Source organism: Carboxylicivirga agarovorans (assembly GCF_050589845.1).
Classification (GTDB): domain Bacteria; phylum Bacteroidota; class Bacteroidia; order Bacteroidales; family Marinilabiliaceae; genus Carboxylicivirga; species Carboxylicivirga agarovorans.
Genome location: NZ_JBNGPA010000033.1, coordinates 55,350 through 68,041, shown reverse-complemented (window position 1 = coordinate 68,041; position 12,692 = coordinate 55,350). Strand labels below are relative to the sequence as shown.

Annotated in this window: 13 protein-coding genes; 7 read left to right on the top strand and 6 right to left on the bottom strand. The window is 39.7% G+C overall.

All coding sequences use genetic code 11. From position 1 onward, the window contains the following. Nucleotides 1–389: 389 nt before the first annotated feature. Entirely contained in the window at nt 390–1,712 is a 1,323-nt protein-coding gene (locus tag ACRD69_RS21130) for an MFS transporter (RefSeq protein ID WP_430817135.1), read from the top strand. Between the two features lie 207 nt (nt 1,713–1,919). Here the strand turns inward: ACRD69_RS21130 and ACRD69_RS21125 are convergent, their stop codons facing one another. The 5 genes from ACRD69_RS21125 to ACRD69_RS21105 all read right to left on the bottom strand — a co-directional run bounded on the left by ACRD69_RS21125 (nt 1,920) and on the right by ACRD69_RS21105 (nt 6,153). Next, nucleotides 1,920–2,489 (bottom strand): YceI family protein, encoded by a 570-nt coding sequence (locus tag ACRD69_RS21125; RefSeq protein ID WP_430817134.1) that lies wholly within the window; start codon nt 2,487–2,489, stop codon nt 1,920–1,922. Between the two features lie 20 nt (nt 2,490–2,509). Then, the gene (locus tag ACRD69_RS21120) at nt 2,510–3,223 is read right to left on the bottom strand and encodes a pirin family protein (protein ID WP_430817133.1); all 714 of its coding nucleotides are present in this window, start codon (nt 3,221–3,223) and stop codon (nt 2,510–2,512) included. Nucleotides 3,224–3,342: 119 nt separating this feature from the next. After that, a complete protein-coding gene (locus ACRD69_RS21115) occupies nt 3,343–4,242 on the bottom strand; it encodes an AraC family transcriptional regulator (RefSeq protein ID WP_430817132.1) in 900 nt (299 codons plus the stop codon). Between the two features lie 4 nt (nt 4,243–4,246). After that, the gene (locus ACRD69_RS21110; RefSeq protein WP_430817131.1) at nt 4,247–4,933 is read right to left on the bottom strand and encodes a response regulator transcription factor; all 687 of its coding nucleotides are present in this window, start codon (nt 4,931–4,933) and stop codon (nt 4,247–4,249) included. After that, complete coding sequence (locus ACRD69_RS21105) at nt 4,933–6,153, bottom strand: sensor histidine kinase (protein ID WP_430817130.1); 1,221 nt, start codon at nt 6,151–6,153, stop codon at nt 4,933–4,935. Before ACRD69_RS21105 ends, ACRD69_RS21110 begins: the two co-directional genes overlap by 1 nt. 176 nt (nt 6,154–6,329) lie before the next feature. Between ACRD69_RS21105 and ACRD69_RS21100 the strand changes: the two genes are divergently transcribed. The 4 genes from ACRD69_RS21100 to ACRD69_RS21085 all read left to right on the top strand — a co-directional run bounded on the left by ACRD69_RS21100 (nt 6,330) and on the right by ACRD69_RS21085 (nt 9,995). Next, the gene (locus tag ACRD69_RS21100; RefSeq protein WP_430817129.1) at nt 6,330–6,569 is read left to right on the top strand and encodes a hypothetical protein; all 240 of its coding nucleotides are present in this window, start codon (nt 6,330–6,332) and stop codon (nt 6,567–6,569) included. A 190-nt stretch (nt 6,570–6,759) separates the two neighbouring features. Next, on the top strand, nt 6,760–7,884 hold the full coding sequence (locus tag ACRD69_RS21095; RefSeq protein WP_430817128.1) for a methyl-accepting chemotaxis protein: 1,125 nt from the start codon (nt 6,760–6,762) through the stop codon (nt 7,882–7,884). Nucleotides 7,885–7,945: 61 nt separating this feature from the next. Next, nucleotides 7,946–8,671, top strand: a complete 726-nt coding sequence (locus ACRD69_RS21090; protein WP_430817127.1) for a M48 family metallopeptidase — start codon at nt 7,946–7,948, stop codon at nt 8,669–8,671. Between the two features lies 1 nt (nt 8,672). Continuing rightward, on the top strand, nt 8,673–9,995 hold the full coding sequence (locus ACRD69_RS21085; RefSeq protein ID WP_430817126.1) for a deoxyguanosinetriphosphate triphosphohydrolase: 1,323 nt from the start codon (nt 8,673–8,675) through the stop codon (nt 9,993–9,995). A gap of 3 nt (nt 9,996–9,998) precedes the next feature. Here the strand turns inward: ACRD69_RS21085 and ACRD69_RS21080 are convergent, their stop codons facing one another. Continuing rightward, entirely contained in the window at nt 9,999–10,982 is a 984-nt protein-coding gene (locus ACRD69_RS21080) for a helix-turn-helix domain-containing protein (RefSeq protein WP_430817125.1), read from the bottom strand. Nucleotides 10,983–11,156: 174 nt separating this feature from the next. Here ACRD69_RS21080 and ACRD69_RS21075 point away from each other — a divergent pair, with 174 nt between their 5' ends. After that, nucleotides 11,157–11,321 carry a hypothetical protein gene (locus ACRD69_RS21075; RefSeq protein ID WP_430817124.1) on the top strand — a complete coding sequence of 55 codons (165 nt, stop codon included), beginning with the start codon at nt 11,157–11,159 and terminating at the stop codon, nt 11,319–11,321. A gap of 651 nt (nt 11,322–11,972) precedes the next feature. Continuing rightward, complete coding sequence (locus ACRD69_RS21070; RefSeq protein WP_430817123.1) at nt 11,973–12,164, top strand: hypothetical protein; 192 nt, start codon at nt 11,973–11,975, stop codon at nt 12,162–12,164. Nucleotides 12,165–12,692 lie beyond the last annotated feature (528 nt).

Below are 12,692 nucleotides of genomic sequence, written 5' to 3'. Positions count from 1 at the left end.
AAAAAAGACTTAAAACCACCTCCCCTCTCCTTCGTCGAGGTACTCCTCCTTGCCAGGAGGAGAGCTGATTTACAGCTTGCAAAACACTATATATGTGAATGTTTGAATCTTTTCGAACACTCGTGAGCAAAGCGCAGCGTCGCCCCGGGTTTTTAATACCAATAATAAAACGAGGCAACATCAATTGTTATTCAACGCACTTCAGTTCCATGCACCGGAATAGCCAATGCCCGATTATTTACCTATTAGCAGTGAGACAAATTAACAGTTCCGCGATTCGACAGTTCTTCAATTCGACGATTCATCAATTCGACAAGTAGACAACTCATCAATACTTCTTTAATACCAGAATAACACCTGTAAGAATACATTATTAATACCTTTGTTTCATGAAACACACATTTGAATTTATTAAACCCCATAAAAGCCCCTTCTTTTATGGTTATATAATTGCATTTGTTGGCACTATAGGTATCTGGGCCAGTATTCCAGGTCAAACAGCTGGTGTTTCTACCTTTACCGATCCGGTTAAAGATGCACTTCAGTTAACACGCGATCAATTCAGCCTGGCCTATATGATTGGAACGCTTTTAAGCTCATTTGTTCTTACTAAAGCAGGAAAACTATATGATCGCTTTGGTGTAACTAAAACGGCATCTGCATCCATTGCCATATTGGCAATTACCTTATTATTGTGTTCCTACTCCCAAACAATCTCCACACAAATAAAGGCTTTTACAGGTCATCACCATTGGTCAGTGCCATTCGTTTTGATGATCGTACTGTTTTTTATGTTACGGTTTAGCGGACAGGGGGTATTAACCATGACATCGCGTAACATGATAATGAAATGGTTTGACCAGATGCGCGGCCGTATTAATGCCTTTAGCAGTGTGAGTGTATCCCTGGGATTCTCTGCCTCGCCACTCTTTATTGATTACTTGATCCAGCGATTTAACTGGCAGGGTGCCTGGCAGGTAATGGCTGCCGGGCTTATACTTGTTCTTATAATGACCCTATTATTTTATAAAGATAATCCTGAACAATATGGCTTATCACCCGACGGTAAAAGCACGACTTCTAAACATGAAACTAAAACTGATACAACCAATGACTTTACCCTCAGTGAAGCCAAACAAACCCGCAGTTTTTGGATGTATGCCCTTATATTATCATTTCATGCATTTTTTGTTACCGGATTAACATTTCATGTTGTTTCCCTCTTTGCAGAGGCAGGTTTATCACGTACTGAGGCCATAAGCATCTTTTTACCCATGACGGTTGTATCGGTTATTACCTCAGTAATAGCCAACATTGTTAGTGACTGGATAAAGCTCAAATATTTGCTTTACCTCATGATTGCCGGTGCTATAATTGCATCATTTGGTTTATTATTCATTCAGGTATCAGCAGGAACGGTGCTGATAATAGTAGGGCTTGGTTTAACAGGCGGATTGTTCGCCGTTATTAATGCCATTACCTGGCCTCGTTACTATGGTCGTCAAAATCTTGGGGCCATATCGGGTAAGGCCATGGCAATGGTTGTAATGGCCAGCGCACTTGGTCCTTTTCTGTTCAGTCTGGCTAAAACCTACAGTTATACCTATGGTAGTGTTGCATATATCAGCATTGTCTTTCTGATATTTCTTTGTATTGGTTCTGCTAAAGCTGATCCTCCGGGCAATAAGGAGGATATCCTGAAACGCGACTAATTAACAGTTGTGCTTACGCATTAGCAAAAGAACATATTAACAAGCTCATGCCCGCATCTTTGCTGCGATACTTCCCCGTGCTCTCAAAAGCACGGGGAAGAGCTGATATCTATGGGGTTATATTAAACGATGCATATAAATCGCCCCAGCTGATCTTTTTTGATTTTATGGTTGCACGACCAATAGTTAGTATGTGATCAGTAAAGATTACTCAAGTACCAATTGAACATCAAGGGTAAAATCATTACTGATGGCTTTATCCCCCAAATTATCAAAGAATGAACCTGAGCCATAACGGATGCCATATAAGGTGCGGTCTACAACAATGGAAGCCACATAGGCATTATCTTTCTTCTCTACTTCAAAGGCAATGGGTTTTGTTTGTCCTTTGATCGTCAGGTCAGCTTTAACACTTGCCTTGTTATTATTAAAAGCTGAGGCTTTCCTGATCTCCAGTTTGGCTGTAGGGTAAGTTGCAACGCCAAAGAAATCATCTGATTTCAGATGACCCACCAGTTTTTGATTGTAATCTTTATTATCAAGGTCTGTATTGGTAATGGAATTCATATCAATAACAAACTGACCACTGGCGATTTTATCATCTTTCACTTCCAGTTCACCTTCCGAAAGTTTAATAAAACCATCGTGCGACGAGCCGACTACTTTGGTTCCTGTCCATTTAACTGTTGATTTTTCAACATTTGCCTTATGGCTTTGAGCACTAACATTAATACCTGCAAATACTACCAATGCTGTTAATAAAATTCTTGTCTTCATAATTTATTGTTTTTGTGTTGTTAATTATTCATAGGAACATCCATTATCAGAATGTAAGCATCTGATATGGCCTTTAGTTTTAACTCTGAGAAATCGGAAATGGCAATAGCATCCCGTTTGTTCAGCAAAGTATCAGCCACTTCCAGTTCTCCTTCAATCACCATGAGATATATGCCATTTCCCGCCTTCTTCGATTTATAAATGGTTTCCCAACCGGCATCAGCCTTAGCCATAGAAAACCAGGCATCCTGGTGTATCCATACTCCTTCATCATTGTCATTAGGACTTAACACCTGGTATAGTTCATTGCGCTTTTCAACAGTGCTCAATGAAATTTGCTGATAACGGGGCTCCACATTCTTTTTATTGGGAAACAGCCAAACCTGGAACAGATTTAACTCATCGCTGTCACTCCCGTTATATTCACTGTGGAAAATACCTTTACCGGCACTCATTACCTGCACCTCGCCATTTTCAATGAACGAAGTATGCCCCATACTATCTTTATGCATTAATCGGCCTGATAAGGGTATGGTAATAATTTCCATATTATCATGCGGGTGTGTATCAAAACCCGTTGAAGGTGCAATAACGTCATCGTTTAATACTCGTAAAACGCCAAAATGAGTACGCTCCGGGTTGTAGTAATTGGCAAAACTGAAAGAATAGTTGGCCTTTAACCATCCGTAATCTGCTTTCCCCCTGCTTTCTGCTCTGATAACTTGTGTTTGCATAGTATTACGATTTTGTACACTACAAACATACAAGCTCTTTATTGTCGGGCGCTTACAAAAACCTGTTGAAGAATTATAAAAATCAGACCTGCGGGTCTTTTAATCACTTTTTGGATTGCTTATACCATTTCACGCACGGCTTTTCTAAAGGCAATCGGAGACTGACCACTGTGTTTTTTAAAGAAAGAGTTAAAGTGCGAGGGTTCTTCAAAACCTAGTTCATACGCCAGCTCTTTACTGCTCATTTCTGAAAACAGCAGCAGGCGTTTGGCTTCAATGATTAATTTATCCTGGATATAGTCTTTGGCTGATTTTCCTGTTTTCTCTTTCACAAAACGATTTAAATAGTCGCTTGAAACTGATAGTTCGGCCGCATAATGCTGCACCTTATGCGTGTTTTTATAGTTTTTCCTTATCAGCTTTTTAAAATCGCGGATAAGCTGGTTGCTCCCACTTTCATACTCAGCATTTAGATGTGATAAAGTACAGGCTCCTGATATATTAATGATAAACAACTTTAACAAGGCCCCAAGGGCTTCGTAACGAAAGTAATTATCACCCTGCTGGTAGGTTTTCATTTGTTCAATAATGCCAAACAGCATCGACAACTGTTGATCATTAACAGGCATTGGAGGTGAATCGCCGTAACTATTATACAAATATACACGGTCGATCAGTTCTTCTGATATGCCATTCTTCATTAAAAAGGTTGCACTGAAATTAAGCACATAGCCATTGGGTTTAGACTGACTTAAGAACTGGTGAACCTGACCGGGATAAACGAAGTGTACAGCAGCCTGATCCAGCGAATATTCTTTAAAATCGATGACATGCACGCCGCCCAATGCCTTCTCAACTACTATAATGGTATAGTAATCATGCCGGTGCGGATGATCAATTAAGTCAGGGTTGGCTTCCATCTGCTCATGAATATCAGCGGTTGATTTAATAACAAAATCTGTAGCCTCGCCATCGGGCCGGGTAAGCTGAAATGTTTTGATCTGATTATGTGCCTGCATTGGACTATCCGTTTAATACAAAACCAACCTTAGGTACATTTTCTATGGAGACAGCCTCATCTTCCTTGAGGTATTTACGAAGCTTGGCAATAAACACATCCAGACTACGCCCATGAAAATAATCATTCTCACCCCAAACAGCTATCAATATGTCTTCGCGCTTCACTATTTCATTCTTCGATAAACACAGCATCTTTAATACATCGCTTTCCTTTTGTGTCAATCGCTTTGAAAACTCTTCACTTTCCAGGCTTTGATTGGCCGAATCGAACTTATAGTTACCGATGGTAAACTTTGTTATTTCTGGTTTAGGCGTCTCATTCTGTAACTCAATGCGATTTAAAATAGCCTGAATGCGATACAGTAACTCATCTTCATCAAAAGGCTTGGTCACATAATCATCAACCCCTAACTGAAAGCCTTTGATCTTATCCTGCTTCATGGAACGGGCAGTTAAAAAGATGATTGGAACCAGCTTATCTTCCTGACGTATGTTTTCTGCTATGGTAAAACCATCCATTCCCGGCAACATCACATCCAAAATGCAGAAATCATAGCGTCCTTTTCTGAAAGCTTCAAGGCCACGTTTACCATCTTTATAGAGCTTAACGTCAAATCCGTTTGATTCAAGAAAATCAACCAGCAGAAAGCCCATGCTTATATCATCTTCAACTAATAGAATTTTTGCCATTACTTAAGTGGTAATAAAATAGTGAAACAAGTTCCTTCACCCTCTTCACTTTCAACAGTTATACGACCGTTGTGTTCTTCAATTACCTTTTTTACAAACGTCAAACCAAGTCCAAAACCTTTTACATCATGAACATCGCCTGTTCCCACACGGTAATATTTATCGAAGATATAAGGTTGTTCTTTTTTAGCGATGCCTATACCGTTGTCAATAACCTTTAGCTGCAGCATATTATTGACCGTATTGGTTTCCAGGCGTATTTCAGGGGTTTCGGCACTATACTTAATGGCGTTATCCAAGAGGTTGGACAATACCAAAGACAAACGACCATTATAACTTTTAAGACGGTGATCGCCTGCATTAAAGCGGCTCGTAATTGTGCCGCCCTTTTCATCAATCCGATAGGTAAAGGACTGCACAACCTGCTCGATAACCTGCTTCAGGTCGATCTCATCAAATTCTGCTTCTTTGACTGCATCGCACGATAGTTTCAAAATATCTTCCACATGGTTCTGCATGCGCTCATACTCGTTTAGTACAACGTTGGCGTAGCCCTCTGTTTTTTCACTGTCTGTCTTCTTCTTGATGATCAGGTTCGCAGCCAGCCTGATATTGGCCAGTGGCGTTTGAAACTCATGCAACATATTATTAACAAACTCGCGCATGTGAGTCATCAAGAGCTGTTCCCGGTTGATCAGACGCAGCAGGATAATAAACGAGGTCAATAAAAACAGAATAATCGCTATCGACATGATAAAGAGACCACTCATTTCTGCCAGTATAAAACGATTTCGATCAGGAAACTGCAGACGCAGACGAATGCCTTCACGCTCCAGTAATCCGTTTAGTGATTGCTGATAGCATTTAGGTCCCCATAACAAGGGTGAGTTACTTCCCAATATCGTATCTGTAACAGCAAAGGTATAATTAAGAGGAAGATTGTAGATCTCAAGTTGAGAGTGGATGATACTGTCTACCTCCACACTTTTTTTCCGCGCGTTGATACAATTATTACCACACAGAAATTTATCCATATCAGGACAGAGACGATTACCAATTTCATCCCTGGCATCTTTTAATGCCATCACCACACGATGATTGAAATTCTTTTCTTCAAGGCGGGCCGCTCTAACTATGTAGTTAATTTGAATAAATAACAACAAAGCCAGTCCAATAAATGTGGCGATAGATAATATATAATGCTTTTTAATTTTTGCCATCACGATAAAAGTACACATTCTTATTAATGCTTCAAAAATACCAAAATAAAAGACCTCCACATCCTCTTTTAACAACGCCTTAACAACGATTAACAAGTCAATAACTTACCTTTAACTCATTCAATTTTACATTTGTATATCACAAACAAGAAATTAATTATTAAAAAAACATGATTATGAAAAAGACATTAATCCTTTCAGTTCTATTTGTATTTACAATGGCAATCACAGCTCCTGCAATGGCGGCTACAATTGATCAGGAACCTGTAAAAACAGAGCAAAAGGCTGACAAAAAGAAGAAAAAAGAATGCAGTAAAGAGTGTGAGTCTAAATGTTGTTCAGAAAAGAAAGCTTGCTCAGAAAAGAAAGCATGTGAGAGCAAAGAGTGCTCAGAAAAGAAAGAGAAAAAAGGATAATGACATCATTACATATCTGACTATTAAAAACGCCACTTGTTTCAAGTGGCGTTTTTTATGCGATTTATGTATCTTATGTAGTGTGGTGCCTGTAGAATGCTATACTTTTGTATATTCGCAGAGCCAGGGAACATTGGAAAACAACTATATATTTAGGGTCAATCACTACATTGGAAGATAAAACAGAGCTATGGAGTCATTCTTAGTCAGGTTCATCATTATATTAGTAACTACCACTTCGGTTGGTTATTTTGTTTTGCGTTTACTATACAAAGGCAGCATCTTTTTCAGAATTGGTGCCCTGTGGATGATCAATGTGTTTCTTACTGTCATGAACAGTCGTGTCCACTATAACAACCCTGATGCTTATCCTTTCTGGGCTGCATTGCTGAGCGGCATTCTCCTGACCGCCCTGCTGCAATATATTGTTTACCTGCAAATTAAAAAACCCCTGTCTGCTATAACCCAGCAATTAAAAGACATTGCTTCGGGGCAGATATCAACCACAGAGGATGAGTACAAGGCTCCCATAAAAGGAGAATTATTTGAGATTCATAAGGCAATTAATGAATTGCAAAACCATATTGGTAATGTTATAAATGAGGTCAGGTCATCAGCCGATGGGGTTAACAGCATGGGAAACAGCCTGAATAAAACAGCCACCGAGATATCAACCGTTGCCAGTGCCCAGGCCTCTGGCCTTGAAGAAATATCATCGGCCATGGAAGAAATGGCCGCCAATATAGAAGCCAACAGCCAGAACGCCATGGCCACCAAAGACAATTCAAAACAAGCCAGTGTTTCGGTTGATGAAAGTTTTACCAGTACGCAACAAGCGTTAATTGCCATGCAGCAAATCAATGAAAAAATACAAGTCATCGACGAAATAGCTGTTCAAACGAACCTGCTGGCGCTGAATGCCGCTGTTGAAGCATCAAGAGCAGGTGAAGAGGGAAAAGGCTTTGCAGTGGTGGCTGGTGAAGTAAGGAAGCTGGCAGAACGAAGCAAGCAGGCGGCTAAAGATATTGAGGATTTCGCCAAACACGGAAACGAAGTAGCTGAAACAGCTCTTCAAAAACTTGAGCATACCCTGCCATTAATTAAAAAAAATGCCGAGTTAATTGCCGAGATCGCTACATCCAGTGAAGAACAAAATTCAGGGGCTTCCCAAATCAATAATGCCCTACAGGAAATTAACCGTTCAACACAGAATAATGCAGCTATTTCAGAGGAAATGAGCTCTAATTCAAGTCAGATGGTTGAACAGGCTGAATCATTGTCCCATAAACTCAAGTTCTTCAATCTCCGATCATAAATTATAGCCCGACACCATATTTCCATTCGTGTTTATTACTTTTATGCCAGGAAATAAAAGTGTGAAAAACGAACAGATAATTGACATACCACAGCTGGGGAAAGTTACGATACGACAAAGTGCAAAAGCAAGTCGTATCAGCATACGCTTAAAACCATTCAACGGTGTAAGCCTGATCATACCCCAACATGGAGACCTGAAAGATGGGATTCGCTTTTTACATGAAAAGCGTGAATGGATACAAAAAAACCTGCGTAAACTGGAAGAGAAAGAACAGAAACTCACCATTTTTGATGAGCAAACACGTTTTCAGACACGCTCATTTGCCCTGCGTATCAGCAAACATACCAACCCAAAGGTCAGGCTGCTGCTTAAAGATGGTATCCTGCAGGTTTATTACCCATCCAATATGCCCGTTTCTTCTCCTGAAATACAGGAAACGATTCGTTATGGTATTGAAGAAGCATTAAGAATGGAAGCCAAACGCTTTTTACCCGGACGACTGGCCTGGCTTGCCAAGGAACACAACATTCGCTATCAAAACGTTACAATTAAAAACCTCAAGTCACGATGGGGTTCCTGCTCAGCCACCAACAATATAAACCTGAATCTTCATTTGATGCGCCTGCCCGCTGAATTGATAGATTATGTACTTTTGCACGAATTATGCCATGTGCATGAGAAAAACCATGGCCCGCATTTTTGGGCACGCCTTGACATTATGTGTAATGGTAAGGCCAGGCAACTTGATAAGGCCATGAAAGATTATCAAACAAAAATTTACTAAGATGAATTGGGAGCAATTATTATCGACCATACGTACAGGACAAGAAGACAGAAAAGAAATAAAGCACGACAGAACCCAGTTTCAACGTGATTATGATCGATTAATTTTCTCTTCACCATTTCGTCGACTACAAGATAAAACACAGGTATTCCCATTACCCGGAAGCGTTTTTGTTCATAATCGACTAACACACAGTCTTGAGGTTGCAAGTGTTGGCCGTTCACTGGGAAATAATATTTCTGCCCGCCTGCTGGATGCTGATATGGGTAACCCTGATTTAGTAGCCGAGATTGGCTCGGTTGTGGCTGCCGCCTGCCTGGCACATGATCTGGGCAACCCTCCTTTTGGCCATTCAGGCGAGGAAGCCATCAGCCATTATTTTACCAACGGCGAAGGCTTGAAATTTAAAGATGAACTAACGCCATCTCAATGGACAGACATCACCCGCTTTGAAGGTAATGCAAATGCTCTGCGTATGTTGACACATGCCTTTAAAGGGCGACGCAAAGGTGGGTTTGCAATGACTTATACAACCATTGCCTCAATTTTAAAATATCCATATGAATCAGGCATTGGCTTAAAAAAGTATGGCTACTTCCAGTCAGAAAAATCAACCTTTGAGCATATTGCCAACAGCCTCGGGTTTAAAAAAATAGATGAAGAAAAAGGAATATACGCCCGTCACCCACTTGTGTATTTGGTTGAAGCAGCTGATGATATTTGTTACCAGGTGATGGATATTGAAGATGCACACAAGCTGAAAATACTATCGTACGAAGAAACATACGACTTGCTTACCGGTTTTTTTGATAAAGAATCTGAAGCGCATGAGTTCACCAAGATCAATGAAATATTTACTGAGGTAAGTGATAAAAATGAGCAGATGGCCTTTTTACGGGCCAAAGTAATTGGTAAGTTAGTTAACCGTTGTACCGATATTTTCTGGAATAATCATCAAACGATATTGGATGGTCAATTTTCCGGTAGCCTTATTGACCATTTAAGTGGAATTGAACATACAGCAATGGAAACCTGCAAGAAAACGGCATTTAAACGCATCTATAAACATCCTTCAGTGGTTGAAATTGAGATTGCAGGTTACCGCATTTTAGGCACCTTACTTGAAGAGTTTATCAAAGCAGTTACTAATCCAAAGGATTTCTATTCAAAAATGCTTCTGCCTTTTATTCCTGAACAGTTTACAACCGATGAAGCAACTCCCTTGTATGAGAAAATTCAATCGGTGCTTGACTTTATTTCAGGTATGACCGATGTATACGCTCTTGATCTGTATAAGAAGATCAGTGGTATTGGCTTAAAATAAACTCTAAGCCGGCATTTTTAATACATCTTTGGGTGAGATGCCTTTTACTTTCTTGAACATGGAGGAGAATTTGGATAGATTTTGATAACCCAGATCATATCCTACCTCCATAACGGAGTATTCGCCCGACTTTAGACGGCGATAAGCCTCATCCATTTTGGCATGCGTATAGAACTGATAAATAGAACAGTCGTATAAACTTTTGAAATCACGTTTTAATTTCGACGCACTGATGCCATATTCGAGTGCAATATCCTCGATAACGATCTTCTGATCAAAACTGCCCAATAATTTTTCCTTGATCTGCAGCAATCGTTTATAATCATCAACATGCAAACCATTTAAATCATTATTGGCATTTTGATTTTTAGCCATCATCCATAAAGCAGTAAAAGCTTCCAGGCCCCTGGCCATCACCAATGATCTGTTTCCAAAATCACATTCTCTGAAGTAAAAAATATCGTCTGTAATGCGTTCAATTTCCTTGGGCAGACTGGCGTGATAAGTAATTGGTTTATGATCCCCAAACAGGGCTTCATAGGTTTCCATGGCTTCGGGCATCAGTTCCATTAAAGCATCTTTATGAAACTTAAATCCGATCGATTTAAAACTATGATTGGCAGGAAATTCAGCCACCAATGGAAACATCCCATTGTGAGCAAATACACCCTTTGTGGTTCCTGCTTCTACATGTTCTTTTTTTGAAGAATAATGACGTGTTAACTGTCCTTCTTTAAATATATTGATATGAATATAATCCGGATAATCATCAGGGATATGCCTGGCTTCCAATATCTTGTTATACAAACCCTCTGTCACAACCAGTTCAAGCCCTTTATGAATTTCATAAGTCGTCAAATGGCATGCTATGGAAGCTATATTAATCGAATAAGTATTTGATGTTCGTTGCCCGCCAAACTTCTGATGCAGCGCTTCAATATAGTTACTGGCCGGTCCTTCCTGTATATTAAGTACTTCTCTGTCCAATCTTATTGATTTATATGAATAATGATAAATTTAATGCAATTCACTTTTTATTCAAAAAAAATGAAAAGAGCTGATCGGGATAGTACATGACTCATTTGGGATAAAATACACGACCACTTCGCTGCATCTTTGTAATGTAATAATTAAACAATTAATCATTTAAAATTTTGAGTCATGAAAACTTTAAAATCAATTTTCGCAGTCAGTCTTTTTATCGTAGGTCTTAGTTTAACCTCATGCAGTAGTGATGACAAATACATTGAGCCTGATAAACCAGTTCATTTACCATCTGATGACAGGCCAACTCATCCTATTGAAGTTGAGCCATCACCATTCTGAAAATAATCCCCGGGTCGATATTCGTGACTCCGTATATATTAAAAGGCTGCCAGTTGTTATGACTGGCGGCTTTTTTTGTATCTGCACTTGTCAACGTATTACCAGGTAGAGAGGACAAGTTCCTTCAATGTTCGTTCAATGTTCGTTCAATTAAAATCGAATAATCATTGCTTGTAATATGAATGAGTAATTATTGAATGCAACAGATATACATAAGTAAATCCAAATAATGCTTCCAGGCGCATCCCTGCTAAATTCCCTGTCTCACAAACCATTTTTCCCCTGCTTTCATCAGCGTGTTCCTATCAACCAGCTCCAACTTGTCCAGGCTCAGAAGGGAGACAGGCCAACGCTCTCTCAAAACCATCGCTCTGAGTAGAGCAGTTTAACTTATAATTGGTCTCATGGCAGGTGTTTAAATACATCGGTGCAGAAAAAATGCCCTGGATTAATACACATACAACGAATAGCTGTCCCGGGATGGTATTATCTAAATAGAAGATGTAGTTCATCTGCAAATGAATCACTTCCGAAGTAAGGATATGAGCTGATCGGGATAGCACATGACTCATTTGGGATAAAATACACGACCACTTCGCTGCATCTTTGTAATGTAATAATTAAACAATTAATCATTTAAAATTTTGAGTCATGAAAACTTTAAAATCAATTTTCGCAGTCAGTCTTTTTATTGTAGGTCTTAGTTTAACCTCATGCAGTAGTGATGACAAATACATTGAGCCTGATGGTTCACCTGAAAATCCAATTTACAACGAAAAACCTGCTCATCTTCCTGAAGGAGATCCGGTTCATCCTCTTCCTCCTGAAATAGGTCCTAAATAAAGATAATCCCTGAGTCGATATTCGTGACTCCGTATATATTAAAAGGCTGCCAGTTGTTATGACTGGCGGCTTTTTTTGTATCTGCACTTGTCAACGTAATATTACCAGGTATATATTCTTACCAATTAGTATCATGTTCCTTCGATGTTCCTTCGATTTTCGTTCGATGTTCGTTCGATGTTTGTTTAATTATCATCGAATAATCATTGGGTGTGATATGGATGAATAATTATTGGATGCAGCAGAGATATAAGAGTGAATCCAATTAATGCTTCCAGGTGCATCCCTGATAAATTTTCCTGTCTCTCCGGCCATTTTTCCCCTGCTTTCATCAGCGTGTTACCATCAATCCGATCCCGCTTGTTCAGCCTGAGACGGGAGGCAGGCCAAGGCACTGTCAAAACCATCGTTCTGAGTGGGGACTTCTAAGCTATAATTGGGTTCATGGCAGTTGTACAAATAGCATGTTGCAGCTAAAAAAGTCCTGGTGTAATGCACATACAACGGAGAGCCATCCTGGGATGGCTT

What these genes read in the sequence shown, in the direction of transcription:
- ACRD69_RS21130 (WP_430817135.1), top strand. Translation starts at nt 390, where the DNA reads ATGAAACACACATTTGAATTTATTAAACCCCATAAAAGCCCCTTCTTT.
- ACRD69_RS21125 (WP_430817134.1), bottom strand. Translation starts at nt 2,489, where the DNA reads ATGAAGACAAGAATTTTATTAACAGCATTGGTAGTATTTGCAGGTATT.
- ACRD69_RS21120 (WP_430817133.1), bottom strand. Translation starts at nt 3,223, where the DNA reads ATGCAAACACAAGTTATCAGAGCAGAAAGCAGGGGGAAAGCAGATTAC.
- ACRD69_RS21115 (WP_430817132.1), bottom strand. Translation starts at nt 4,242, where the DNA reads ATGCAGGCACATAATCAGATCAAAACATTTCAGCTTACCCGGCCCGAT.
- ACRD69_RS21110 (WP_430817131.1), bottom strand. Translation starts at nt 4,933, where the DNA reads ATGGCAAAAATTCTATTAGTTGAAGATGATATAAGCATGGGCTTTCTG.
- ACRD69_RS21105 (WP_430817130.1), bottom strand. Translation starts at nt 6,153, where the DNA reads ATGGCAAAAATTAAAAAGCATTATATATTATCTATCGCCACATTTATT.
- ACRD69_RS21100 (WP_430817129.1), top strand. Translation starts at nt 6,330, where the DNA reads ATGAAAAAGACATTAATCCTTTCAGTTCTATTTGTATTTACAATGGCA.
- ACRD69_RS21095 (WP_430817128.1), top strand. Translation starts at nt 6,760, where the DNA reads ATGGAGTCATTCTTAGTCAGGTTCATCATTATATTAGTAACTACCACT.
- ACRD69_RS21085 (WP_430817126.1), top strand. Translation starts at nt 8,673, where the DNA reads ATGAATTGGGAGCAATTATTATCGACCATACGTACAGGACAAGAAGAC.
- ACRD69_RS21075 (WP_430817124.1), top strand. Translation starts at nt 11,157, where the DNA reads ATGAAAACTTTAAAATCAATTTTCGCAGTCAGTCTTTTTATCGTAGGT.
- ACRD69_RS21070 (WP_430817123.1), top strand. Translation starts at nt 11,973, where the DNA reads ATGAAAACTTTAAAATCAATTTTCGCAGTCAGTCTTTTTATTGTAGGT.